The 24,180-nt window shown below is 70.3% G+C and carries 26 protein-coding genes and 1 tRNA gene; 13 read left to right on the top strand and 14 right to left on the bottom strand.

Annotated elements, in window-relative coordinates:
• Positions 1-24 precede the first annotated feature (24 nt).
• The 4 genes from holA to VEC11_RS11365 are packed head-to-tail and all read right to left on the bottom strand — an operon-like array spanning position 25 to position 4,565.
• Positions 25-1,047 (bottom strand): DNA polymerase III subunit delta, encoded by a 1,023-nt coding sequence (holA, locus tag VEC11_RS11380; RefSeq protein WP_464131290.1) that lies wholly within the window; start codon positions 1,045-1,047, stop codon positions 25-27.
• An 11-nt stretch (positions 1,048-1,058) separates the two neighbouring features.
• Positions 1,059-1,568, bottom strand: coding sequence for an LPS assembly lipoprotein LptE (gene lptE / locus VEC11_RS11375; protein WP_464131287.1), 510 nt, complete (start codon positions 1,566-1,568; stop codon positions 1,059-1,061).
• On the bottom strand, positions 1,565-4,066 hold the full coding sequence (leuS, locus tag VEC11_RS11370) for a leucine--tRNA ligase (protein WP_464131285.1): 2,502 nt from the start codon (positions 4,064-4,066) through the stop codon (positions 1,565-1,567). Before leuS ends, lptE begins: the two co-directional genes overlap by 4 nt.
• Positions 4,067-4,091: 25 nt before the next feature.
• Positions 4,092-4,565, bottom strand: a complete 474-nt coding sequence (locus VEC11_RS11365) for a DUF3576 domain-containing protein (protein WP_464131283.1) — start codon at positions 4,563-4,565, stop codon at positions 4,092-4,094.
• 235 nt (positions 4,566-4,800) lie between these two features.
• Between VEC11_RS11365 and VEC11_RS11360 the strand changes: the two genes are divergently transcribed.
• Entirely contained in the window at positions 4,801-5,535 is a 735-nt protein-coding gene (locus VEC11_RS11360) for a hypothetical protein (RefSeq protein ID WP_464131280.1), read from the top strand.
• On the opposite strand, the gene VEC11_RS11355 is transcribed toward VEC11_RS11360, so the two are convergent.
• Positions 5,532-6,005: a thiamine phosphate synthase gene (locus tag VEC11_RS11355; RefSeq protein ID WP_464131278.1), complete on the bottom strand. Its 474-nt coding sequence runs from the start codon at positions 6,003-6,005 to the stop codon at positions 5,532-5,534. The genes VEC11_RS11360 and VEC11_RS11355 overlap by 4 nt on opposite strands.
• A gap of 58 nt (positions 6,006-6,063) precedes the next feature.
• Between VEC11_RS11355 and VEC11_RS11350 the strand changes: the two genes are divergently transcribed.
• Genes VEC11_RS11350 through VEC11_RS11335 form a run of 4 tightly spaced genes read left to right on the top strand, consistent with a single transcriptional unit; the run spans position 6,064 to position 8,232 of the window.
• Entirely contained in the window at positions 6,064-6,732 is a 669-nt protein-coding gene (locus tag VEC11_RS11350; RefSeq protein WP_464131276.1) for a YggS family pyridoxal phosphate-dependent enzyme, read from the top strand.
• Entirely contained in the window at positions 6,725-7,090 is a 366-nt protein-coding gene (locus VEC11_RS11345) for a hypothetical protein (RefSeq protein ID WP_464131273.1), read from the top strand. The genes VEC11_RS11350 and VEC11_RS11345 overlap by 8 nt, the downstream gene beginning before the upstream one ends.
• A 51-nt stretch (positions 7,091-7,141) precedes the next feature.
• A complete protein-coding gene (locus VEC11_RS11340) occupies positions 7,142-7,564 on the top strand; it encodes a DUF4864 domain-containing protein (RefSeq protein WP_464131269.1) in 423 nt (140 codons plus the stop codon).
• Between the two features lie 5 nt (positions 7,565-7,569).
• Positions 7,570-8,232 (top strand): HAD family hydrolase, encoded by a 663-nt coding sequence (locus VEC11_RS11335; protein WP_464131267.1) that lies wholly within the window; start codon positions 7,570-7,572, stop codon positions 8,230-8,232.
• Between the two features lie 25 nt (positions 8,233-8,257).
• Here the strand turns inward: VEC11_RS11335 and ribA are convergent, their stop codons facing one another.
• The 5 genes from ribA to VEC11_RS11310 all read right to left on the bottom strand — a co-directional run bounded on the left by ribA (position 8,258) and on the right by VEC11_RS11310 (position 13,862).
• Complete coding sequence (gene ribA / locus VEC11_RS11330; protein ID WP_464131265.1) at positions 8,258-9,304, bottom strand: GTP cyclohydrolase II; 1,047 nt, start codon at positions 9,302-9,304, stop codon at positions 8,258-8,260.
• A complete protein-coding gene (locus tag VEC11_RS11325) occupies positions 9,304-10,098 on the bottom strand; it encodes an exodeoxyribonuclease III (RefSeq protein ID WP_464131263.1) in 795 nt (264 codons plus the stop codon). Before VEC11_RS11325 ends, ribA begins: the two co-directional genes overlap by 1 nt.
• A gap of 225 nt (positions 10,099-10,323) precedes the next feature.
• Positions 10,324-10,935 (bottom strand): LolA family protein, encoded by a 612-nt coding sequence (locus tag VEC11_RS11320; RefSeq protein ID WP_464131261.1) that lies wholly within the window; start codon positions 10,933-10,935, stop codon positions 10,324-10,326.
• Between the two features lie 82 nt (positions 10,936-11,017).
• A complete protein-coding gene (locus tag VEC11_RS11315; RefSeq protein ID WP_464131259.1) occupies positions 11,018-11,533 on the bottom strand; it encodes a hypothetical protein in 516 nt (171 codons plus the stop codon).
• Positions 11,534-11,540: 7 nt separating this feature from the next.
• Positions 11,541-13,862 carry a DNA translocase FtsK gene (locus tag VEC11_RS11310; RefSeq protein ID WP_464131257.1) on the bottom strand — a complete coding sequence of 774 codons (2,322 nt, stop codon included), beginning with the start codon at positions 13,860-13,862 and terminating at the stop codon, positions 11,541-11,543.
• 101 nt (positions 13,863-13,963) lie between these two features.
• Between VEC11_RS11310 and VEC11_RS11305 the strand changes: the two genes are divergently transcribed.
• Positions 13,964-15,184 carry an FAD-dependent oxidoreductase gene (locus tag VEC11_RS11305; protein WP_464131255.1) on the top strand — a complete coding sequence of 407 codons (1,221 nt, stop codon included), beginning with the start codon at positions 13,964-13,966 and terminating at the stop codon, positions 15,182-15,184.
• Here the strand turns inward: VEC11_RS11305 and VEC11_RS11300 are convergent.
• The 3 genes from VEC11_RS11300 to VEC11_RS11290 are packed head-to-tail and all read right to left on the bottom strand — an operon-like array spanning position 15,181 to position 17,136.
• Positions 15,181-15,588, bottom strand: a complete 408-nt coding sequence (locus VEC11_RS11300; RefSeq protein ID WP_464131253.1) for a hypothetical protein — start codon at positions 15,586-15,588, stop codon at positions 15,181-15,183. The two genes, VEC11_RS11305 and VEC11_RS11300, sit on opposite strands and share 4 nt — an antisense overlap.
• Positions 15,585-16,208 carry an LON peptidase substrate-binding domain-containing protein gene (locus VEC11_RS11295; RefSeq protein WP_464131251.1) on the bottom strand — a complete coding sequence of 208 codons (624 nt, stop codon included), beginning with the start codon at positions 16,206-16,208 and terminating at the stop codon, positions 15,585-15,587. The genes VEC11_RS11300 and VEC11_RS11295 overlap by 4 nt, the downstream gene beginning before the upstream one ends.
• Positions 16,209-16,224: 16 nt before the next feature.
• Positions 16,225-17,136 (bottom strand): tetratricopeptide repeat protein, encoded by a 912-nt coding sequence (locus tag VEC11_RS11290; RefSeq protein WP_464131249.1) that lies wholly within the window; start codon positions 17,134-17,136, stop codon positions 16,225-16,227.
• 159 nt (positions 17,137-17,295) lie between these two features.
• Here VEC11_RS11290 and VEC11_RS11285 point away from each other — a divergent pair.
• From VEC11_RS11285 to VEC11_RS11255, 7 genes are all read left to right on the top strand, one after another.
• Positions 17,296-17,370, top strand: a tRNA-Gly gene (locus VEC11_RS11285).
• Positions 17,371-17,427: 57 nt separating this feature from the next.
• The gene (locus VEC11_RS11280) at positions 17,428-17,907 is read left to right on the top strand and encodes a hypothetical protein (protein WP_464131245.1); all 480 of its coding nucleotides are present in this window, start codon (positions 17,428-17,430) and stop codon (positions 17,905-17,907) included.
• Positions 17,907-21,236 (top strand): DUF4062 domain-containing protein, encoded by a 3,330-nt coding sequence (locus tag VEC11_RS11275; protein WP_464131243.1) that lies wholly within the window; start codon positions 17,907-17,909, stop codon positions 21,234-21,236. The genes VEC11_RS11280 and VEC11_RS11275 overlap by 1 nt, the downstream gene beginning before the upstream one ends.
• Positions 21,237-21,281: 45 nt before the next feature.
• The gene (locus VEC11_RS11270) at positions 21,282-21,557 is read left to right on the top strand and encodes a hypothetical protein (protein ID WP_464131241.1); all 276 of its coding nucleotides are present in this window, start codon (positions 21,282-21,284) and stop codon (positions 21,555-21,557) included.
• 10 nt (positions 21,558-21,567) lie between these two features.
• Positions 21,568-21,993: an FKBP-type peptidyl-prolyl cis-trans isomerase gene (locus tag VEC11_RS11265; protein ID WP_464131237.1), complete on the top strand. Its 426-nt coding sequence runs from the start codon at positions 21,568-21,570 to the stop codon at positions 21,991-21,993.
• A 46-nt stretch (positions 21,994-22,039) separates the two neighbouring features.
• Positions 22,040-22,828: a nucleotidyltransferase family protein gene (locus VEC11_RS11260; RefSeq protein ID WP_464131235.1), complete on the top strand. Its 789-nt coding sequence runs from the start codon at positions 22,040-22,042 to the stop codon at positions 22,826-22,828.
• Entirely contained in the window at positions 22,812-23,540 is a 729-nt protein-coding gene (locus tag VEC11_RS11255; RefSeq protein WP_464131233.1) for a metallophosphoesterase family protein, read from the top strand. Before VEC11_RS11260 ends, VEC11_RS11255 begins: the two co-directional genes overlap by 17 nt.
• Here VEC11_RS11255 and VEC11_RS11250 read toward each other — a convergent pair.
• On the bottom strand, positions 23,527-24,180 hold a 654-nt coding region (locus VEC11_RS11250), incomplete at its 5' end, for a hypothetical protein (protein ID WP_464131231.1). The genes VEC11_RS11255 and VEC11_RS11250 overlap by 14 nt on opposite strands.

Genomic DNA, 24,180 nt, shown 5'->3' with positions numbered 1-24,180 from the left:
AGGCTGCTTCTGTCCTCCGTGCGCTTATCTGAGCCGACCCGCCTGCCGGCAGATCGCGAACAATTCCTCGTCGGCTGCCAGCGGGCCGATCCCGCCCGCGGCCTTCACCTGCCGCTCCGCCTCGAGCAGCCGGGCCATGGCCTTGGCGAGCAAGGGCGCGCGCCAGCGGGCAAGCTGCCGGGCGACCTCGTCTTTCTCTTTCCAGAACAATAACTTGCCGGATGACGCCATGACTGCAGCGGGCGTGCTGCCCTGCTCGACTTCGGCGCGCAGCCGCGCGAGCAGGGCGATGCGGCGGAGCATGGCCCGGAGCAGGGTTATGCCCTCCTGCCCCTCGGCATGGAGCCGGGCCAGCTCGGCCTCCAGCCCGGCCGGATCGCCGCCCACGGCGCTGTCGACGAGGCGGGAAAGGTCGCCCTCGTCGCTGTCGGCGCCGAGCGCGTCGATCACGTCATGGTCGATCGCCTTGGGCGCTTCGGGCGCGGCACCGACATAGAGCGCGAATTTCGCCAGCTCCTGCGCGATCAGCGCGCGGTTGCCGCCGCAGCTCTCGGCGATCCGCCGGGCGACGTCGGGCCGCAGGGTCAGCCCCTCGGCCCGGCCCAGCTCCGCGGCCAGGCGGTCCGCGTCGCGCGCGTCGGGCAGGTAGGAGGCGAAGGCGACTGCTTCCGGCGCGGCAAGGGCGAGCTTCAGCAGCTTCGAGGCGGGCTTGAGGCCGCCCGCCAGCAGGATCACGGGATTGCCCGCCACCGGCGCCTCCAGCAGCGCCTCCACCGCGGGCAGCGTCTCGTCCCCCGCCGGCTCGACCTGGATCCAGCGCGCGCCGCCGAACATGGAGATGCTGGCCGCCTCGTCGGCGAGCCTTGCCGGATCGGCCCTGAGGTCGGCGCCGGTCAGGTCGATCCGCTCGGCATCGGGCCCCAAGGCCGCGCCAAGCAGTTTGGCGAGGGCGCGGCTGCCCGAATCGTCGGGGCCGTGGAGCAGGAAGAAGCGGGTGGCGGCCGGCGCCTTCAGCGCTTTCTCGATCTGCGCCCGGTTCGCCTTCACGTCCCTCGACTCTAGCGGGTGGCGGGGCGGCGGCCGCCGCGCTGGGCGTAGAGGGCGAGGCGCGAGACGATCTGGTCGGCGACCTCGGTCGAGAGGCGTTCGAGCGCGGTCTGCTCGGCCGCCACCGTCGCATATTCGCTGGAGACGACGTCGATGCCCGCGTCCGAGCCCGCGGTCGCATCGAGCACCACCGTGCCGCGCTGGGTGTCGACCAGCCGGTAGCGGGCGCGCAGGGTCCGCCGCTCGCGGGTCACGGCATTGTCCGAGCGGATGCCGAAGCCGGTAATGTCGTCGCTGAGCTCGACCTCGAGCCGGTAGCGGATCTCGCCGCCATTGTTGCCGAGCCGGTCCTGCAGCGCGGTTCGCACCAGCCAGCCATTCTGGCCCGGAATCGGCGCAACCTGGACGCCGCGCAGGGTCCGCACCACCGGTCCCGCCTCGCCGCCGGCATAAAGCGGCCTGAGGCCACAGCCCGGCAGCGCCAGCGCCGCGAGGGCGAGCAAGGCCGCACGCGCCCTCATGCGACCACGTTGACCAGCCGGTCGGGCACGACGATCACCTTACGCGGCGCGGCTCCGGCGAGGATGCGCTGCACCGCTGTATTCGCGACGGCCAGCTTCTCCAGATCCTCCCTCGCCGCGCCCTTGGCCGTGCGGACCGTGTCGCGCAGCTTGCCGTTGACCTGGATGGCGATCGTGACTTCGTCCTCGACCAGCAAGGCCGGGTCGGCCTCGGGCCAGGCGGCGTCGGCGACGAGCCCCGGATTGCCGGCCGCGGCCCAGGCCTCCTCCGCGACATGCGGCACCATCGGCGCGACCAGGCGCATCATCACCGCCACCGCCTCGGTGCGCGAGGCGGACGGCGGCGCCTTCTCGATCGCATTGGCCAGCTCGTAGATGTTTGCCACCGCCTTGTTGAACGCCAGCGCCTCGATATTGGCTCCGACCGCGGCGATCGTCTGGTGCAGCTTGCGCTCGAGCGCGATGTCCGTCCCCTCCCCGGCCTCGCTCGCCGCGGAGAGCCGCCACAGCCGGTTGACGAACTTCCAGGCGCCCTCGATCCCCGCCTCGCTCCACTCGAGATCGCGCTCGGGCGGGCTGTCGGAGAGCATGAACCAGCGCACCGCGTCCGCGCCATACTGGTCGACGATCGGCTCCGGATCGACGGTGTTGCGCTTGGACTTGGACATCTTCTCGACGCGGCCCGCCTTCACGCTCTCCCCGGCCGCCTTCGCCGCCTCGGCTTCCTCGGGCAGCAGCCAGTTGCCGGCCTCGTCCTGATAGGTGCGGTGGGTGACCATGCCCTGGGTGAACAGGCCGCTGAACGGCTCCTCCAGGTCGAGCATGCCGATATGCTTGAGCGCCCGCGTCCAGAAGCGGGCGTAAAGCAGATGCAGGATTGCATGCTCGACGCCGCCGATATACTGGTTCACCGGCAGCCAGCGCTTGGCCACCTCCGGATCGAACGGCCGGTTCCCCGGCTGGCTCGCGAACCTGATGAAATACCAGGAGGAATCGACGAACGTGTCGAGCGTGTCGGTCTCGCGCCGCCCCGCGCCGCCACAGCTCGGGCAGGCGACATGCTTCCAGGTCGGGTGCCGCTCCAGCGGATTGCCGGGCGTCTCGAAATCCACGTCCTCGGGCAGGATGACGGGCAGCTGGTCCTTCGGCACCGGCACCGCGCCGCAGGCGGCGCAATGCACGATCGGGATTGGCGTCCCCCAGTAACGCTGGCGCGAGACGCCCCAGTCCCTCAGCCGCCAGGCGGTGGTGCCCTCGCCCCAGCCCCCGGCCTCGGCGCGGGCGATCACCTCGGCGATCGCCGCCTCGACGCTCATCCCGTCGAGGAAGCGGCTGTTCACGATCACGCCGTCGCGCAGATCCGCCTCGTCGCCGATCGGCAGGTCGGCCTCTTCGGCCGTCGGGGCGACGACCCGGCGGACGGGAAGTCCGTATTTGCGGGCGAAATCGAGGTCGCGCTGGTCGTGCGCCGCCGAGCCGAAGATCGCGCCGGTGCCATAGTCCATCAGCACGAAATTGGCGATGAACACCGGCAGCTGCCAGTCGGGGTCGAACGGATGGACCACCTTGAGCCCGGTGTCGAAGCCGAGCTTCTCCGCGGTCTCGAGCTCGGCGGCGGTGGTGCCGCCCTGCTTGCAGAGCGCAATGAAGGCGGCGACCTCGGGCTGTTCCGCGGCAAGCGCCTGCGCGATCGGATGATCCGGCGAGAGGGCGGCGGAATTCGCCCCGAAGATCGTGTCGGGCCGGGTGGTGAAGACCTCGATCTCCTCCATCCCGGGCCTCGGCCCGGCGATCCGGAAGCGGAAGCGCATGCCGCGGCTCTTGCCGATCCAGTTCTCCTGCATCAGCCGGACCTTGTCCGGCCACTGGTCGAGCCCGTCGAGGCCGTCGAGCAGTTCCTCGGCGAAATCGGTGATCTTCAGGAACCACTGGGCGAGCTTCCGCCGCTCGACGAGGGCGCCCGAGCGCCAGCCGCGGCCGTCGATCACCTGCTCGTTGGCGAGCACGGTCATGTCGACCGGGTCCCAATTGACCTCGCTCTCCTTGCGGTAGACCAGCCCCGCCTCGAACAGGTCGACGAAAAGGGCCTGTTCGTGCCCGTAATAATCGGGTTCGCAGGTGGCGAGCTCGCGGCTCCAGTCGAGCGCGAAGCCGAGCCGCTTCAGCTGCGCCTTCATCGTCGCGATATTGGCCCTGGTCCATTCGCCCGGATGGACCTTGCGCTCCATCGCCGCATTCTCGGCCGGCATGCCGAAGGCGTCCCAGCCCATCGGGTGGAGCACCTCATGGCCGTTCATCCGCCGGTAGCGGGCGAGCACGTCCCCCATCGTGTAGTTGCGGACATGGCCCATGTGGATGCGCCCCGACGGATAGGGGAACATCTCCAGCACGTAGGAGCGGGGCCGGTCGCTGTCGTCGGAGGCGCGGAACGTCCCGCCTTCCTCCCAGACTTTCTGCCAATGGGCATCGGCCTTTAATGGATTGAAGCGCGATGCCATCGCGAAAGCTTACTCCGATAGGGGGTTATCCGGCCAAGGCGGCGCGGCGCAGGTCGCGGGCGCGGGTGAGGATGATCTCCTCCAGCCGCTGCACGGTGGCGGCGGTGACCGGCGCGTCGATCCACTGGCCGTTCTGCAGCGTCTGCCGCGAGGCGAGCACGCGCAGCGCGTCGGCGCGCAGGTCGCGGTCGAGGATGGCGACGCTGACCTTGGCCCGCTCCGAGGGATTTTGCGGGTTCACATACCATTCGGTGACGATCACGCCGCCGTTCGAATCCGCCTGGGCGAGCGGGGCGAAGGCGAGCGTGTCGAGCGAGGCGCGCCAGAGATAGGCGTTGACGCCGATCTGGGTGACCTGGCTGGCGGCATAGTCGACGCGCCGGGCATTGTCCTCCGGGCTGCGGCCGAGAGTCCGGTTGATGTCGTCCCGGATGAACTGGCAGCCGGCCACGGTGAAGGCGGCAGCGGCAGCCAGGCCGAAGGTGAGTACGCGAGCCATAATCTGTCCTTGAAACGGAAGGGATTGAGCGTCGTTATAGATATCGCCACGCCAGCGGCAAGCGTCTTGGAACGCGGCGTCATCATGCCCGGGCCGGATGAACGCTTCATGTGCGGGAAAGGCGGATTGTGTGAATGATGCAACATGCGGGGATGATTCAGGTTTGTCGCCCCTGCCATCGCTAGGAAAGGGCTGCAACAGCGATTAAGTGCCGGGCTGGAGGGGAGTGAGTCTGTTGAGAAAGGTGCGTGCCATCGGGACGGTCAGCGCGTCGCTGCTTGCGGCGGCACTGGTGCTCGCCCCGGCCTGGACCGCCTTCGCGCAGCGCAATCCCCAGCAGCAGCGGATGAACGCCCCGGTGTCAGGCCGTCCGCTCGGCGCCTTCACCCCCGCCGTCGCCGACCCGCGGCTCAGCGCCATGCTCGCCCGGCGCCCGAACAACCCGCTCAGCACGGGCTTCAGCTTCACGCCCAGCACGGCGCAGAACGAGCGCGCCAATCGCGGCCTGCGCGTCGCCGTCCGCGCCCGCGCCAGCACGCCGGCTCTGGCCTCGCGCGAGGTCGGGCCCAGCGCCGCCTCCGCCGTCACCGCGATCACGCCCAGCTCCTACAATCTCGGCGTCTCGGTCGGCTGGCGCCGCTTCGCCATTTCCGGCGACGTCGCGCAGAATGACAGCGGCCTGATCTCGGGCGTCCGCGAATCGGCCCGGGTCGGCATTTCCTACCAGCCCACGCGGCGGCTGACCGGCCGCGTCGCGGTCGGTGCCGAGCGGGCCGAGGGTGCTCAGCGGCTTGTCACCGGCGACGAATCCTATTCGCTCGACGTCGGCGGCGCCTACAGCATCGCCCGCAATATCGACGTGACCGCCGGCGCCCGCTACCGCATCTCCCGCGACCGGCTCGATCCGACCTCACGCGACGACCGCCGCGACAGCCAGGCCGTCTATATCGGCACCGCCTTCCGCTTCTAGCGGAGCCAGGCGTCCACGCCCGCCCAGCCATAAGCGCCCGCAAGCCCTTCCGCGCGCGGGGCGTCCATCCCGCCCAGGGCGACGGCGGGCAGTTCCGTCTCCGCCGAAAGCGCGGCGAAGCCGGCCGGGCCCAGCACCTGCGCGTCCGGATGCGAGCGGGTTGGGTAGACGGGCGAGAGGAAGACCAGCTGCGCGCCCACCGCCTCGGCCATGCGCAACTCGGCCAGATCGTGGGCGGAGGCGGTGACCGCGCCCTGGTGGCGGCCATGGCTGCCGTCGGCGCCCCACATGGCGGCCATTTCCGCCGGCCCGGCGAGCAGCAGCAGGCCCGTATGCGCCGCCCGCACCCTGTCGAACAGGAAGCGGCGCTCCTCCTCGTCCATGCCGTAATGGCGGAAGACGATGCCGGCGCCCGCCGGCAGGCGCGCGACCGCGTCGAACAGGCGCTGGCCGAGCCGTTCGTCGGTCATCAGCCAGAGGCGCGGGAGAGGCTGGTCTGGGCCCATGGGCCTTCCTATAGCATCCCGCATGGCGCTTTCATCGCTCGACGAGGTCCGGGAGCGGATCGGCAAGGCGGCGCGGCTGGCTGGCCGCAGACCGGATGCGGTGACGCTGATTGCCGTCTCCAAGACCCAGCCCGCGCCGCGCATCCTCGGCCTGGTCTCAGCCGGGCAGCGCGTGTTCGGCGAGAATCGCGTCCAGGAGGCGGAGGAGAAGTGGCCCGCGATCCGCGAGCGGCATCCCGACATCGGCCTGCACCTGGTCGGCCGGCTCCAGTCCAACAAGGCCGAAGAGGCGGTACGGCTGTTCGACGCGATCCATTCGGTCGACCGGGAATCGCTGGTGACTGCGCTGGCCAGGGCGATGGCGAAGAGCGGGCGGCGGCCCGACTGCTTCCTCCAGGTCAATGTCGGCGACGAGCCGCAGAAGGGCGGCTGCGCCGTCCCCGACCTCCCCCGCCTGCTCGAGCAGGCGCGGGCGGCGGATCTGCCGGTGGCGGGGCTGATGTGCCTGCCGCCCGCCGATACCGAGCCGGCGCCCTTTTTCGCTCTGCTGGCGAAGCTGGCGCGACGTCATGACGTCGCCGGACTCTCCATGGGCATGTCGGCCGATTATGAAAGCGCGGTAATGATCGGCGCGACTCACGTACGTGTCGGTACCGCTCTGTTCGGGCAAAGGGGGACGGAAGATGGCTGAAGGCAATCTCAGCGGCATGCAGCGCATGCTCCGGCGTCACACCTCGCCGGAATTGTTCGCTGCGATGCAGCGCGAGTCCCGCCTCTGGAAAACGGAATGCCCACATTGCCAGACCGACACGACCGACATCTGGGAAATTGGCGGAGTCCGCTACAAGGCGCTCGGCGAACCGCGCAACCGGATTCGCTGCCCGCGCTGCAACCAGAACCGCTGGATGCGGGTCCACTGGACCGGCGGCGATCCGAACGCTCTGGGCCCGCGGCCGTCGGTGACGCCGCTGGTGATCAAGATCGTGCTGATCACCTTGCTGATCCCGCTCGCGATCGTGGGCGCCGTGCTGTTCTTCGTGCTTCGCTGATATCGCCCCGCCGGCCGGAGTCCGTGCCGGACAGCATAAGGGAGGACCAGGATGACCGATCTCTCGTCGACACGCCCCCGGCGCCGCTTCGGCCTCAGGAAAATCCTCCTGCTCGTCCTTGGCGGGCTCGTGATTTTCGGCGTCGGGCTCTTCCTCATCCTGCGGGCTGCGCTCGGGCCCGTATCGGAGGCCGCCGACGCATTCATGAGCGCGCTGCGCGACGGGAACGAAGCCCAGGCCTTCGCCCTCGCGGCACCGTCGCTCCAGCAGGAACTGGGGAGCGCGGAGCGGATGGCGGCCTCGGTCGGCGCCTATCGGCCATCGTCATGGAGCTGGTCGTCACGCTCGGTTCGCAACAGCGACGGCCGGCTTTCCGGCAGCGTCACCTTTCAGGGCGGCCGGACCGGCACAGCGGAGATGAGTCTGGTCCATGATGGAGAGGGCTGGCGGGTCACCGGCATCAGGATGAATTGACCAGAATGCGTTTTGACGCCCTGATTTTCGATTTCGACGGCGTCCTGCTGGAGAGCGAATATGCGGGCAATGCCCAGCTCGCCGACTGGCTGACGCGGAGCGGCCATCCGACCAGCGTCGAGCAGGCGATGGACAATTTCATGGGTCTGGCCGGGCTCGACTTCATCGGCGCCGTCGAACGCTGGATCGGCCGCGCGCTGCCGGACGATTTCCACAGCGCGCGTGCCGAGGAGGATGCGCGCGCCATCGCCGAGGGGATCGCGGCAGTGGAGGGCGCCGTCGCCTTCGTCCGCGGCCTCCCGCCCGAGCTGCCGAAGGCGATCTGCTCTTCCAGCTCCTCGCACTGGATCGAGAGCCACCTCAGGAATATCGGGCTGGACGGCGTCTTTGCCGGGATGATCTTCTCCGGGCGCGAGCATGTGGAACGCGGCAAGCCGGCGCCCGACCTCTATCTGCACGCCGCGGCGGCGCTGCGCGTGCCGATCCAGCGCTGCGCGATCATCGAGGATTCGCCGGTCGGCGTGCAGGGCGCCCTGGCCTCGGGCGCGACCGTGATCGGCCTCGTCGCCGGCAGCCATTGCCGGGCGGACCATGAGGAAAGGCTGCGCGCGCTCGGCGTCAGGCAGGTCGCCCGCACTTTCGACGAGATCGCCGCCCTGCTCGCGTGAGGCGCTGAAACGGATGCGTTGTAAACTAGAGCTGGTGCCCCGACCGGTCCCGCTTGGTGTCGAGATAGGCCTGGTTGTGGACGCCGGCGCCCGCCTTCAGCGGCACCCGCTCGGCGACTGCGATCTCCACCGCTTCGAGCGTGGCCACCTTGCGGGGATTGTTGGTCAGCAGCCGGATCCGGGTCTGGCCGAGCGCCTCCAGCATCCGCGCCGCCACCGAGAAATCCCGTTCGTCGTCGGCGAAGCCCAGGCGGAGATTGGCGTCGACCGTGTCATAGCCCTGGTCCTGCAGCTGATAGGCCCTGAGCTTGTTGACGAGGCCGATGCTGCGCCCCTCCTGCCGCAGATAGAGCAGGATGCCCCAGCCCGAGGCGGCGATCGCCTCCAGCGCGGCGGCGAGCTGCGGCCCGCAATCGCATTTGAGCGAGCCCAGCGCGTCGCCGGTCAGGCATTCGCTGTGTACGCGCACCAGCGGCGGCTGGCCGTTCGGCGCGCCGATCAGCAAGGCGACATGCTCGGCCGTGTCGCCGTCCGAGCGGAAGGCGATGATCTCGCCCTGCTCGGCGAAGCGGCTCGGCAGGCGCGCGCGGGAGACGATGCGCAGGTCGGCGCCGCTGCCGAACGTCATGACGTCAGCCACTTCGGCCCGCGCCTCGGCCGGCCCGTCGCGGCGGGTGAACAAGGCCGGCAGCAGCCCCGCGAGGCGGGCGAGGCGCAGCGCCGAACGCGCCGTCGGCGGCGAGCAGAGCGGCGCGGTCTGGAACGGCCCCTTGAAGGGCGTGGCGAGGTCGAGCGCCGGATCGGCAATCGCATTGGCGGTGGCGAGGTCGATCCAGGGCGCGCGCTTCACCAGCACCGGTTCGTCCGGCTCGGCGTCGCGCTGGTTGGTGAGCTTCAAAGTCGCGGCGCGATTGCCGGAGATCAGGAGCGCAGCAGGGGCGTCAGGGCCGTCGAAGGCGGCGAGGCCGGTCTCGTCGGCCGTCTCGATGGCGAGGAAGCTGATCTCGCCCAGCGCCACCGGCCAGCCGCGGCGCAGCGCGTCGATGGCGCGGGCGACGTCCCGCGCGCCCATCAGAAGGCGAATTCCGTCATCAGCGGGACATGGTCCGACGGCCGCTGCCAGTTGCGGCAGGGCTCGTAGACCTTGTGGCCAACCGCCTGCTTCGCGACCTCGCCGGTCGCCCACATATGGTCGAGCCGGCGGCCGCGGTCGTTCTTCGTCCAGTCGGGCGAACGGTAGCTCCACCAGGTGTGCAGCCGCTGCGGCGCCGGGAAGAAATGGCGGCCGAGATCGACCCAGTCGTTGCTCGCCTGCAGCCGGTTCAGCGCCTCGACCTCGACCGGCGTGTGGCTGACCACGTTCAGCAATTGCTTGTGGCTCCAGACGTCGCATTCGAGCGGGGCGATGTTGAAATCGCCGACCATGATCGTCGGCCGGTCCAGCGTCTCGGACCAGCGTGTCATCCGCCCGACGAAATCCAGCTTCTGGCCGAACTTCACGTTCAGCTGCCGGTCCGGAATGTCGCCGCCGGCGGGCACGTAGACATTCTCCAGCCGGACCCCGTTCTCCAGCAGCACGCCGATATGGCGGGCCTCGCCATTGTCCTGCCAGTCGTGCCGATGATCCTCGCGCAGCGGCACCTTCGAGGCGATGCAGACGCCGTGATGCATGGGCTGGCCGCAGATGAAGAGATGCCTGTAGCCGAGCCGGCGGAACAGCTCCTGCGGGAATTCGGTGTCGCGAACCTTCGTCTCCTGCAGGCAGAGGATGTCCGGCGCCTCCTCGACGAGGAATTTCTGCACGATGTCCGTACGGGCGCGCACGGAATTGATGTTCCAGGAGGCGATCTTCAGCGTGGAGGACATTCAAGGGGACTTAGCGAGCGTCCCCCAAAATGGAAGGCCCCCGCTCCGGGGGCGTGGAGCGAGGGCCACCAAGCGTTGTTACGCGAGGTCAATTGCGATGACCGGCCGGGCAACAGGGGGAAAACCCGGGGCGGAACGCCGCAATTGCAGCCTGAATATTAGGACCCCCCACCTGTCGCGCGGATGAACGGATTTGGGCCATTTTGGGGCGCCTTGTCGCGGCGGCTAGCGCCGCGGGCCCCGGCGCTGGATCGGCCGATAGGCGAAGGCGCTGTCCGCCACGGGCACGTTGAAGCGCTGGCCGCTGAGGTTGACGACCGTGCGGTTGTTCTGCGCGTCGATCGCGTTCCAGCCCTCGAGGATCAGGCCGCCGGGCGCGGAGGCCGACTTGAGGAAACGGACGGTGATCGTGCCGAATTCGCGCCGCCGCGGGTCCCGGGCCTGCAGCAACAGGAAGCGGGGATTGTCCTCCACGACGCGGGCGAAGCGGCTCAGATCCTGGCTCGGGTTGAGCAGGACGGAGAGCGGCGAGTCGTTGATCGGCCAGCGCTGCTGCTGGTTCACCGAATAATCGAGGAAGGTGAGCGCCCGGCCGTCGCCGACGATCAGCATGTTCGCGGCGCGGCCATAATCGAAGCGGATGCGGCCAGGGCGCTTGATCGTCAGCCGGCCGCTGAGCGAGCGGCCGCGGGCGTCGGTCTGCGTGAAGCCTGCGGTCATCGTCTGCACGGCGCGCAGATGCGCCTGTACCTGGGCGAGGCCGGTCTGCGCAAAGGCAGGCGCGGGCGCCGCGAGCACCAGCGGGGCGGCAAGAAAAAGGGCGCTGAAGCGCGTCATCACGTAACTTCCTTCAAGGAACGGGGGTCGCGCGACCTATCGCGCACCCCGCTTGAATGTCCAGTGAACCCCGGCGGTTCCCTCACGCGCCGGCGGGGACGGGCGGCGGCCGCCAGAGCGCCAGCTCGTCCTCGGCCAGCGGATAATCGGCGTAGAAGCGAACGAAGCTGCCATGCTCGGCCCGCCCGAGCACGTCGGTCAGCCAGCCCGCATAGGCCCAGTCCCGACCGGCGCCGTGCGCGGCGATCGCCGGAAAGACCTCCAGGAAGCGCCGCGCCAGCAAGCGGGCGGTCAGCGTGCCGCCATCCTCCCAGCCGAAGTAACGCGATCCATCCCCCGAACTGTACATGGCGACCCGGCCGGGCCCGGCGCCGCGCAACTCCAGGCCGTCGGGCGTGAAATTGTCGGCATCGCTGATCCGGCAGCGCCAGTGCACGCCGTTCGGCGCCATGTTCGGGAGGATGCGGATGCGCTGATAGCCGGCCTTATGCAGCTCGTGGACCATGGCGATCAGTCGCCCGGCGTCGCGCACCGCGCCCTCGGCCGGCTTCAGCGACACCGGCCGGATCAATTCACGGGCGAAATCGGGGGCGGCCATGACGGGCTCAGACCAAAGGCCGGCCCTCGGGGTCCATCAGCACCTCGCGGCGGCCGACATGGTCGGGCTGACTCACAAAGCCCTCTTTCTCCATCCGCTCGATCAGCCGCGCGGCATTGTTGTAGCCCACGCGCAGCTGCCGCTGGAGATATGACGTGGATGCCTTCTGGCTCTCGGCGACGACCTGGACCGCCTTGCGGAAGAGCTGGGTCTCGGCATCGTCCTCGCCGACCGGCTGGCCCTCGAACATATAGCCGCCGTCCTCGGGCTCCTCGGTGACCGCCTGGACGTAATCGGGCCGGCCCTGGCCGCGCCAGTAATCGGCGACGGCGCGCACCTCCTCGTCGGAGACGAAGGGGCCGTGGACGCGGGCGATCTGCTTGCCGCCGGGCATGTAGAGCATGTCGCCCTTGCCGAGCAGCTGCTCGGCGCCCTGCTCGCCGAGAATCGTGCGGCTGTCGATCTTCGAGGTGACCGAGAAGGAGATGCGGGTCGGCAGGTTCGCCTTGATCACGCCGGTGATCACGTCGACCGAGGGGCGCTGCGTCGCCATGATCAGGTGGATGCCCGCTGCGCGCGCCTTCTGCGCGAGCCGCTGGATCAGGAACTCGACCTCCTTGCCCGCGGTCATCATCAGGTCGGCGAGCTCGTCGACCACGACCACGACCTGGGGCAGGACCTCATAGTCCAGCTCCTCCATCTCGTAGCGGGGCTGGCCGGTTTCGGGATCGTAGCCGGTCTGCACGCGCCGGCCGAGCGGCTGGCCCTTCATCTTCGCCTCGCGCACCTTGGCGTTGAAGCTGGAGAGCTGGCGGACGCCGACCGAGGCCATCATCCGGTAGCGGTCCTCCATCTGCTCGACCGTCCATTTCAGCGCGCGAATCGCCTTGGCGGGCTCGGTGACGACGGGCGCGAGCAGATGCGGGATGTCGTCATAGACGCTGAGTTCCAGCATCTTCGGGTCGATCAGGATCATTTTGCACTGCTCGGGCGTCAGCCGGTAGAGCAACGACAGGATCATGCAGTTGAGCCCGACCGACTTGCCCGAGCCGGTGGTGCCGGCGACGAGCAGATGCGGCATCGGCGCGAGGTCGGCGACGACCGGGTCGCCGGCGATATTCTTGCCGAGGATGATCGGCAGCGAGGCCACCTGGTCCTCGAAGGCCGGGCTCGAGACCAGCTCCGAGAAGCTCACCGATTCGCGCTTGGCGTTGGGAAGCTCGATGCCGATGACCGAGCGGCCGGGGATGGTGGCGACGCGCGCCGACAGGGCCGACATGTTGCGGGCGATGTCGTCGGCGAGCTGGATGACGCGGCTCGCCTTGATGCCGGAGGCGGGCTCCAGCTCGTACATGGTAACCACCGGGCCGGGGCGGACCTCGACGATCTCCCCCTTGACCGAGAAATCGTCGAGCACGGACTCCAGCAGCCGCGCGTTGCGCTCCAGCGCGGCCCGGTCGATCGTGACGTTGACCGGCGGCGGCGGCGGATTGAGCAGGTCGACCGAGGGCAGGGTATAGGCGTCGCCGAGCGCCAGCGAGGGCTGGCGCTCGCGCAGCGGCCGGCGCGCATTGTCCTTCGCCCGCGCAGGCTCGGCGATGACCGGGGCGCGCGAGGGGCGCTCCGCGACGGGCGCGCGGGCCGGGCGATTGGCGGGCGGGGCGATTTCCCCGTCCGCGTCGCCCGCGCCGCCGCCGCGGACCGGCAGCCGCCGCGAGGCGATCCAGTGCCGTTCCTCGGCGGTGAGGCCGAGGCCGAGCAGGACGAGCGCCAGCCCGGCCACGCTGGCAATGGCGATGACCGCGATCCGGAACGGCTGCACGATGCCGGGATCGCCGAGCAGGCTCAGCAGCGCTTCCATGCCCTTGGCGAGCGCCAGGCCGAGGCCGCCGCCCCACCCGGCCGGCAGGCCCCAGAGCTCGCCGCCCGCGAACATGCCGGCCGCCAGCCCGATCAGCATGATCCCGGCGAAGGTGACGAGCAGGTTGCGCAGCCAGCGCCCCGGCTCGACGCCGCGCAGCAGCCTGAGGCCGATGATCAGCAGCAGCGGCAGCAGCAGGCCGACGGGCGGTCCCGAAAGGGTGAGCAGGATGTCCGACAGCCAGGCGCCGGCGCCGCCCATCCAGTTCGCCACGGGCCCGCCGGCGCTGGTGTTCAGCGACGGATCGCTCTGGTGGTAGGTGAGCAAGGCGACGAGCGCGCAGGCGGTGAAGATCAGGATGAAGAGGCCTGCGAGGAAGCTCCCCGACCTTCTGGCGAGCCTCTTGGAGCCGTCCCGCAACTGGTCGAGACGGCCGGGCCCTGCCTTGCGCGCGCTGCTTGACGCCATCTGCTGTGCCCCAAATGTTCCCCGTCTGCTCCCTAATGCGCCCTTGGTGACTCCCCGGTCAAGCGCTTGGCGTTGCTTCATTGCAACGTTAGGGGGACGAAATGCAGCGCGCGGACGTGATCATTCTCGGCGGCGGCCTGGTCGGGCTGACCCTGGCCATCGCGCTGGACCGGCACGGCCTCTCCACGCTCGTCGTCGACCCGGCCGATCCGGCCACCCAGGTCGCGCCCAGCTATGACGGGCGCGCGACCGCCGTCGCCAGCTCCTCCTGGCGGATGCTCGAGGCGATCGGCGTCGCCGAAAGGCTCGCGGGCGTCACCTGCGCGATCCGCGCGATCAGGGTCAGCGAGGGGTTGCAGCCCGGCGGCATATTGTTCGCGCCCGGCGAGGAGGACGATCCGCTCGGCATCATGGTCGAAAACCGGCTGTTGCGCGGCGCGCTCCGCGACACGGCGCTGGCGGCGGAGCGGCTCGACCTGCTGATGCCCGCCCGCCCGGCCGGGGTCGTGCGCGACGGCGCCGGCGTCCGCGTCGCGCTGGCGGACGGGCGGCTGCTCGCCGCGCCTTTGCTGATCGGTGCCGAGGGGCGCAACTCGCCGACCCGGACGGCGGCCGGCATCGCCGTCGCGCAATGGCGCTACGATCATGTCGCGATCGTCGCCACCATCGCCCACGAGCGGTCGCACGAGGCCACCGCCTACGAGATTTTCTATCCGACGGGGCCGTTCGCGATCCTGCCGATGCTGGCGGGCGAGGACGGGCGGCCGCGCTCGGCGATCGTCTGGTCGGTCAAGGCGCGCGACGCCGCGCCGACCCTGGCCCTGCCGGACCGCGCGCTCGCGCATGAGATCGGGAAGCGGATGGGCGGCTTTCTCGGTGCGATCGAGCTGGCCGGGCCGCGGTTCAACTATCCGCTCGGCTTCCATCATGCCGCCAGCATCACCGCCGAGCGCCTCGCTTTGATCGGCGACGCCGCGCACGGCATCCATCCGATCGCCGGCCAGGGCCTCAATCTCGGCTTCCGCGACGCCGCCGCGCTCGCCGAGGTGCTGGTCGAAGGCGCGCGCCTCGGCCTCGACCCCGGCGATGCCCAGCTCATGGCCCGCTACGAGCGCTGGCGCAGCCTCGACACCTTCTCGGTCGCGCTCGCCACCGACAGCCTGACCCGGCTCTACGGCGTGCCGGGGCGCGCCGCCTCGGCGATCCGCCGCCTCGGCATGGGCGCGGTCCAGCGGATCGGGCCGCTCAAGGAAAGGTTCATGGCCGAGGCGCGCGGCGAGGCCGGGGAATTGCCGCTCCTGCTGCGGGGCCTGCCCATCTAGCGGCCGGCCGGCACCTTCTCCTCCACCTTCAGCGTCTCGGCCGCCTTCTTCCCGCTCTTGCGCATCATCATGAAGGTGCCGGCGCCCTGGCCCGGGATCGACCAATCCCCTTCGACCTCGTCGCCCTCGCTTTGGATCAGGCCTTCGTAGAAGATCACGTCCGGCGCCAGCGCGAGATCGTCGTAAATCTTGGTGAAGCGCAGGATCGCGCCCTCGCGCCGCCCGTCGATCACCGCCTGCAGCACCGTGCCGAGCCCGTCCGGCCCGTCGAACCGTTCGGTGGTGACGCCGGTGATCAGGCCGCCGCAATCGCGGATCGCCGCCTCGAACTGGGTCGGCGGGCAGGGGAAGTCGTAATTGTAGAAGCCGATCCAGTCGCCGCTGAGATCGACCGCGCCGCTCATTGGAGGGTCTCGGGCCCGTCCGCCCCGCCGGGGGCCATGCGCTGGAACTGCATGAACTGGACGAGCAGGTCGGCGCGGTCGGCGATCAGGGTCGCCTCGAGCAATGCCTGCTTGGAGCCGACGTCGAGCGGAGCGATCTGGGCGATGCCGTTGACCAGCATCTCGTCGTCGAGGCGCGAGACCTGTTCCCATTCCACCATATAGCCGAGCGCGTCGGCATAGCGCCGCGCCTCGCGCTCCACCTCGGCGCGCTGGGCGAGGCCGAGCACGGGCTCGTCCTCCTCCTCGAAGCCGGCGCGGTCGGCATCGACCTGGCGGTAGAGCGTGCCGACCGCCGCCTCCCGCGCGATCCGGAAGCGGCTGAGCCCCTCCAGCACGATGTTGAAGCGGCCGTCGTCGAGCTCGTCGCAGGCCTCGATCCGGCCGATGCAGCCGATCTCGAACAGGGCCGGCGGCTCCTCATTGTCCTTCGGCTGGACCATCGCGATCAGCCGGTCGCCGGCGATCGCATCGCGCACCATCGCCCGGTAGCGCGGCTCGAAAATGTGCAGCGGCAGCTGGGTGCGGGGGAAGAGCAGTGCCCCGGCGAGCGGGAAGATCGGGACGCGAAGCAGCGTCACCGGCGCAGCCCCCCGCTCATCCGAACAGGATCGCGGAGAGACGGCGGCGCTGCTGGCCTGCCCAGGGGTCTTCGAGGCCGACCGCCTCCAGGATCTGCAGCAGCCGCCTGCGGGCGGCGCCCTCCTCCCATTCGCGGTCGCGGCGGATGCTCTCCAGCAGCTGGGCGGCGGCGCCCTCCCGGTCGCCCTGCGCCATCAGAGCGCCGGCAAGGTCGAGCCGCGCCTGGTGATCGTCGGGATCCTGCTCGATCCGGGCCTCCAGCTCCGCGGTCTCGCCGCCGGCCGGCGCCGCCTCGGCCAGCGCCAGCGCGGAGCGGGCGCGGGCGATGGCGGGATCCTTGGCGAGCTTCTCGGGGGCGGCGTCGAGCGCGGCCTTCGCCTCGTCGATCTTCCCGGCGGCGACCAGGGCGCGGGCGAGGCCGGAGATCACTTCCGGATGCTCGGGCGCCATCTCCCGGATCTGCGCGAAGATATTGGCGGCGCGCTCGCCGTCGCCGTCGCCGAGCACCTGCTCGCCCATCGCGATCAACGGCTCGATCTCCGCTTCCTTCTGCTGGGCCTCGCCCTGGATCGGCAGCTGGGCGAGCAACTGGTCGAGTGCGCCGCTCACCTGGCCCTCGGTGCGCGCGCTCGAAAGATCGGCGACCGGCTGGCCCTGGAACAGGGCGTAGACGGTCGGGATCTGCTGCACGCGGAACTGGGCCGCGATGAACTTCTCCTCGTCGACATTGACCTTGACCAGCCTGACGCCGCGATCGGCATAATCGGCGGCCACCTTCTCGAGCAGGGGCGTGAGCTGCTTGCAGGGCCCGCACCATTCCGCCCAGAAGTCGAGCAGGATCAAGGAGGTCATGCTCGGCTCGATCACGTCGCGGCGGAATCTCTCGACCGCCTCGCGTTCGGCTTCGCTCAGTCCCAGGGTGGCCACGTTGAACTCTCCGATCAGCGCCTGTCTCGCGCCCCTATGTGGGATATGCGGCAGTTCTGCCAAGCCCGCATGTCGGGGGTTGCGGGCCTCAAGGCCCCATGCTAGCAGCCGCCGCCTTACCTCAGCCGGGCGGCCAGGAGCCGGCGGCGCAAGCTCAGAGCGGGCGTAGCTCAGGGGTAGAGCACAACCTTGCCAAGGTTGGGGTCGAGGGTTCGAATCCCTTCGCCCGCTCCAGTTTTCCAAAACACAGCCGAAATGATAGGCTCTCCGCCGCCGGAGGGAGAGTCGGCAATGGCCTGGTATTGGTGGGTCCTGATCCCCGTTGCGGGGTTCGTGCTGTTCTACATCGTGATGGCCGCCCTCGCCGGCAGTCCCGCCGCAAAGCAGCGGCGGCGGGACGAGCTCAACGCTATCTTCGAGCCCGTCCGCCGGGACCTGGCCGTTCGTGAGGAGGAAGGCGCGAAGGCTCTCGCGCTCGTGCTGGAGCTGCCGGTGGCGACGTCGGCCGGGGCCGGCGACGTCCAGTCGCGCGAGAAGGTGAGCGAAACCGTTATGAACATGGCGCGGACCCGTCATGTCAGCCTGCATGTCTCGCTCGCACCGGAACGCGTCACCTTCGTCCAGCAGATCGCCGGCCAGCCCGGCAAATCGATGGTGCGCACCGTCGCCCGGCGTGACGCGGAAAGCTGGGTCGTGCGGACGCGCATGGGCCGGGACTTCAGCGCCGAGGTTCGCGCGGCTCAGGCCGGCGAGGAGGGCGAAGGCCGCTGATGGCCGACCGCGCCGCCATCGCGCGCGTGTTCATTTCCTCCACGCTGCAGGAATTCCAGGAGGAGCGCGATCTGCTGGTCCGGCGGGTGTTCCCGGAGATGCGGCGGCGGCTCAGCACGCGCGGCGTCGATCTGGTCGAGGTCGATCTGCGCTGGGGGATCACCGCCGAGCAAGAGGCGCGCGGCGAGGTGATTCCCATCTGTCTCGAGGAGATTGCGCGCTGCGCCTATTTCGTCGGCCTGCTCGGCGACCATTACAGCGCCGCGACCTGGGAGGCGAAGCCGCGGCTGCTTGCCCGCTACCCCCGGCTTGCGGCCTGCACGGCGGCGAGCGTCACCGAGATCGAGATGCTTCGTGCCGCGCTCGACGATTCGCCGCTGATCGCCGAGCGGTCGCTCTTCTACTTCCGCGCGCCGACCGGGCGGGCGAGCCCGCCGGGCACGGCCGGGAGGCTTGCGGCGCTGAAGCAGCGCATTCGCGACAGCGGCCTGCCGCTGGTCGAGAATCTGGCCACCGCCGAGGCGCTGGTCGCGCGGCTGCGCGCCGATCTGGAGGCGTTGATCGAAGCCGACTTTCCTGAAGCGGCCTTCGCCGATCCCGTGGCACGCGAGACGGCCGAGCATGAGGCTGTGGCGCTCGCTTTGGCGGATGGCCATGTCGGAGCCGAGGCGGCGCTCGCCGCGCTCGACAAATGGGGCAGGAAGGCTCGGTCGCTGCCGCTGCTGGTCACGGGTGCGCCGGGCAGCGGGAAGAGCGCGCTGCTCGCGCGGTGGAGCCGGGACCGGGCCGAACGGAGCGCACAGCCGCTGTTCAGCCATCATGTCGGTGCCGGGCCGGAAAGCGATCGTCCCGGCGACATTCTCCGCCGGCTGGTCGGCTGGCTGAGGCTGCAGGGTGCGGCCGTCGAGGTCGAGGGGGCAGCCACCGCAGCGGCCTTTGCCGCCTGCTTCGCCGCAGCGGCGGCGCTGGCTGGCGCAAGCGGCAGGCCGATCCTGCTGGTGCTGGACGCGCTCGACCGGCTGGCCGAGGGCCAGGATCTGCTGTGGCTGCCGACGGCGCTGCCCGAGGGTCTCGTCCTGCTCGCCTCCGCAAAGGGAGATTCGGCCGACTTTTCGGCCGCTCCGTTCGACCGCATCGGCGGCCGCACCCGGACCGAGATGGTCGCCAGCCCGGCGCCGGAGCTCGACGCGGGGCTTGGCGCCGTCCTCGGGTCCGACTTCGATCCGAATCCGGTCTTCAGCGATGCCCGAAGCGACGATCCGGTGACCGACGTCTGGCGCCGGCGCCAATGGAAGGACATCACGCTCGACGCGATCGAGCGGCCGGCGCGGCGCCGGCTGCTGGGCGAGGCGGCGGCGCGTTTCTCCAAGTCGTTCGCGCCGGCGCATCTCGAGCGCATCCTCGGCCATCCGATGGCGGGCAACCCGCTCTTCCTGCACACCTTGCTCGACGAGTTGCGGCTGTCGGCGGACTTCGACCGGTTCGGCGCGTACCTCACTCATTATCTCGAGGCCGGCGACCTCGCCGCCTTGGTTGATCGCGTGCTCGCCCGGCTCGAGACCGACTGCGGGCGCGACCTGGTCGCCAATGCCTTCCGGCTGCTCTGGGCGAGCCGCGCCGGGATCGAGGAATCCGAGCTCGCGGCGATGGTGGGCGTCACGCCGATCCAATGGTCGGCCTTCCTGATCGAGGCGGAGAGCCTCATCCGGCGCGGCCGCCGCCTGACGCTGGCGAGCGAGACGGCGCGTGCGGCGGTGGGCGCGCGCTACTGCCAGGACGAAGATCTCGTCGCCGGCGTCCGCCTCGCCCTCGCCAGGCGATTGGACGGCGCGGACGCCGCGCGCCGGGCGGAGGAGGTTCCCTGGCAGCTCGCGCGCGCCGGCGCTTGGGACCGTCTTGAGGCCGTGCTCGTCGATCCCGGCCGCTTCCGGGCGCTCCTTGCCCGGGGCGAAACCGAGCTGCTCGGCCACTGGCGCGCTCTGGCCGCATTCGGGCGCGACCCGGCGCCGCTGCTTGCCGAAGCCTGGCACGGCCATGGCGGTGCCGATCTCGGGCTCGGCCAGGCGATCGCGGGCTTCCTGCGCTTCGCCGATCCCGCGAGCACGGCCGTCGGCGATTTCCAGACCATGCTCCTCGAGGCGCTGAGAGCGCGGCTCGGGCCGGATGACCAGGCCGCGCTGGCCGCGGAGCGCGCCGTCGCCGAATTGCAGCTGGCGCGCGGCCGGACGGGGGAGGCGGCGCTGAGCCTGTGCGGCCTGCTCGCACGGCAGCAGGCGCGATTGGGGGTGCATCATGACGACAGCGTCGCAACCGCGCTTGCGCTGGCGCGGGCGCTGATCGCCGCCGGGCGCGAGGCAGAGGCGGAGCCCCTGCTAAAGGCGTCGGTGGCACGGTTGCGGCTGCGCGGACCGGCCTTCGTCGAGACGCTGTCGGCAGCACTGCGGGCGCTGGCCGACTGCGCCCTCGCGCGAGGCGATCGAGCCGGGGCTGCAATATTGCGGGCCGAGGCGCTGGACCGGCTGGCGGCGATGTTCGGCGCCGGTCATCCGGCGACGCTGGATGCGCGTGCCGACCGCATCGAAAGCCTGTGCGACCGCGGCGACCTGATCGAGGCGTCCTATGAGGCGCGTGCCGTGCTCGAGGCGCGCGAGCGGCTGCTCGGCCTCAGGCATCCCTCGACCCTCTCCGCCGCGGCGCTTCTCGCGCGCGCCCTGGCGCGAATCGACGACCACTCTGCGCCGAACCTGCTGCGCTATGTCGTCGACCATCTGGAGGAGGCGCTCGGCGGGGCGCACCCGGCGACACGCGCCGCGGCGGCGCGGGTGATCGACCGGGCCCGCCGCGATCCTATCCTGACCGATCCGGAGACCGCGCGCAGCCTGTCCTATGCGCCGAGCTTCGGTATGATGTTCGACATCGATGGCCTGGCGGCGATGGAATATGGCCGCGCCGCCTATCGCCTGCTGTTCGACGCGATCCCGCCGCCCCTGCTCTGCGGCAGCCGCTGGTTCGACGGCGACAGCCGGGCGACGCTCGGCGGCGGCGCCCGTTCCTATCTCGTCGCGCTCGAATTGGCCCGGCCGCAGGCGGCGCCGGCCATCCGGCAGGCGGTCGCGGCGATCGAGCATCCCGCCCTGCCTGCGGGCGCGGCGCGCTTCGTCGAGGCCGCCCGGCTGCGCACCGAGCCGCTCGTGCCGGCGCTGCGCATCGGCCCGCTCGGCGTGCCCGACTGGTCGGCAGGGCCCGCCTTTCCGCTCGCCGCCTGGTGCGCGGCGCGGGATGCGCGCGAAGGGGGAGCGCCCGGCAGCACGCAATCGAGCGATCCTTGACAGCCGGGCTGCTTTGGCGATGCTCCGGCGCGGGAGGATAGCGCCATGAAGATTCTGGCAATTCTGGCCCTTGTCATGCCGATCATGCCGGCCGCCGCGACCGCTCAGGTTCAGACCGCGGCCCAGGAGCCGCCGGCGCCGCCGCGTTCGGCGCACGAGCGTATCTGCAGGACCACGGGCGAGCTCGGCTCGCGCCTTGGCCGGACGCGGGTCTGCAAGACCCGGGCGCAGTGGGAGGAAGCGCGGCGCGAGAATCGCGACACGATCGATCGCGCGCAGCGGCAGTGGAATCCGACCGCGGACGAGATTCCCGGCGGCTGAGCGTCCTTTCATGCTGCTGCTGATCGCCGCTGCCCTGCAGGCGGCGGCGCCCGCGCCGCCCGCCGGATCGCCGCCGGAACCGCCCGTCGTCACCACCGAATCCGGCCTGCGCTTCCAGGTGCTCGCACCCGGGACGGGGCGCCGGCCGACGCGCGCGGATGCCGTCCAGGTGATGTACGAGGTGCGGCTCGCCCGGAACGGCCGTCTCGTCGAGCGGACCAGCGCGCCCGCCGGCATCCCGGTCGCCGGCTCGATCGCCGGCTTCACCGAGGCCTTGCTGCTGATGAACGAGGGCGGGCGCTACCGTTTCTGGGTGCCGGCGCGGCTCGCTTATGGCCGGCGCGGCAGCCCGGGCATGGTGCCGCCGAACAACGACCTCGTCTTCACGCTCACCTTGCGGCGCATCGGCCGCGGCGTGCAGCCCCGGCCCCGCTAGGCGCGGACTCGGAACGCTTTCAATGACGGGGCCGTTCTGACCCCCGATGAGCACACAGCTGCCAACGCTCGACGCCTCCGCCTTCGAGCCGCCGCCCGAGGCGGTGGATTTCTATGTGGAGAGCCTGAAATTGCTGGACGAATCCGGCATCCCCTTCCTCCTGTCGGGAACCTATGCGCTCTCCTGCTATACCGGGATCACCCGGCCGACCAAGGATCTGGACGTCTTTTGCAAGCCGTCCGACGCGCCCCGCATCCTCAGCTATTTCAAGGCCCGCGGCTACCGCATCGACATCGAGGACGAGCGCTGGATCGGCAAGGTCTGGAAGGGCGAGCATTTCTTTGACGTCATCTACAACATCTCCACTGCCTCCATCCCGATCACCGACGAATGGTATCGCGAGGCCTATGAGGTGGAGGTCTACGGCACCAACGTCCGCATCACCCCGCCGACCGAGTTCGTCCTCTCCAAGCTCTTCCTGCAGGACCGCTACCGCTATGACGGCGCCGACGTCGTCCATGTCATCCTGAAGAAGCATGACGAGATCGACTGGCGCTATCTGCTGAACGCGATGGAGCTCTACTGGGAGGTGCTGCTCATCCACGTCCTCAACTTCCGCTTCATCTACCCGACCGAGCGCGAGTGCATCCCGCGCTGGCTGTTCGACGAACTGCTCGGCCGGCTGCACGCGCAGGCCGAGATGCCGGCGGCGCGGATGAAGATCTGCCGCGGCCGCCTGTTCAGCCCGCGCGACTACATCACCGACATCGCCGAATGGGGCTTCGCCGACGTGGTCGGCAAGGGGATCGAGGAGCGGCATGAACGCAAGGCCTGAGCCTTTCACCCTGGCCGCGATCGGCGATCTCCACGTCACCGAAACCAGCGAGCATCGCTACCGCGACCTCTTCCAGGAGATTTCCGAGGTCGCCGACGTGCTTGCCTTGTGCGGCGACCTCACCAATTTCGGCAAGACCCGGGAGGCCGAGATCCTCGCCGAGGACCTGCGCTCCTGCACCATCCCGGTGGTCGGCGTGCTCGGCAATCACGATTATGAATGCGGCCAGCCCGAGGAGGTGGCGAAGATCCTGCACGGCGCCGGCATGACCGTGCTCGCCGAGCAGGCGGTGGTGATCAGGGAAGTCGGCTTTGCCGGGGTGAAGGGCTTTCTCGGCGGCTTCGGCCGCGGCGAGCTCGGCGCCTTCGGCGAAGGCCCGATCAAGGCCTTCGTCGACGCGGCGCTGGACGAGGCGCGCAAGCTCGAAAATGCCCTGCGCTCGCTGAAGACCGAGCGGAACGTCGCCGTCCTCCATTATTCGCCGGTCGCCGACACGGTCGCGGGCGAGCCGCCGGAAATCTATCCCTTCCTCGGCTGCTCGCGCCTCGCCGACGCGATCGACCGGTTCGACCATGTCTCGGCCGTCGTCCACGGCCATGCCCATCGCGGCACCCACGAGGGCCGGACGCCGCGCGGCACCCCCGTCTACAATTGCGCGCGGATGGTGGTGGAGGCCGAGAAGGGCCGCTCCTACGCGCTTATCGCGCTGTAGGCTGAGGGCGGGCCGGGGCGGGCTGCGGCCGCGCCGGCTGGCGGGCCGGCTGCGCCGCGGGTCGAGCGGCAGGTCGCGCCGGACTCTGCTGCTGCTGCGCGGCCGGCTGCGCCTGGGCGGGCGGGGCGTGCGGCTCCAGCAAGGCGGCATTCTCGATCGCGTCGAGTGCCCGGTGGGCAAGCGCATAGCGCCCGGCCCGCGTCACCCAGGCGGCGCCATATTCCTGACCGGGCATGCGCTGCACCTCGGCGATCGCCGCGGTCACCTCACCGGCCTGCAGCCATCGCCTGGCCCGGTCCAGCCGCTGGCTCGGCTCGGCCGAGGGCGTGTCGGCGCGTCGGACGACGATCAGGCTGCCGATCTCGTCGCGAAACGCGCCCCACCAGCTCTGGTTGGGCGGCGCGCCCATCAATTGCGGCCCCAGCGCCTCCAGCTCGCTCTGCAGCTGGGCGAGCGTGACCGGCTGGCGCGCGGCGGCGATGATCGCGCCGACTGCCTGCGGCTGGTTCGGGAAGCGCAGCTGCAACACCCGCTCGAGGAAGCCCAAAGCGACGCCCCGGTCGATCGCGCGGCGGGCGGCGATGACGGCGACCAGGGCCTCGGTACGGTCGGCGCTGCCGACGGCGACGCGCGAGGAGGT

This window comes from Allosphingosinicella sp. (assembly GCF_035626655.1).
Taxonomy (GTDB): domain Bacteria; phylum Pseudomonadota; class Alphaproteobacteria; order Sphingomonadales; family Sphingomonadaceae; genus Allosphingosinicella.
Note: the sequence above shows the minus strand (reverse complement) of the source record. Positions and strands in the feature narration are given on the sequence as shown.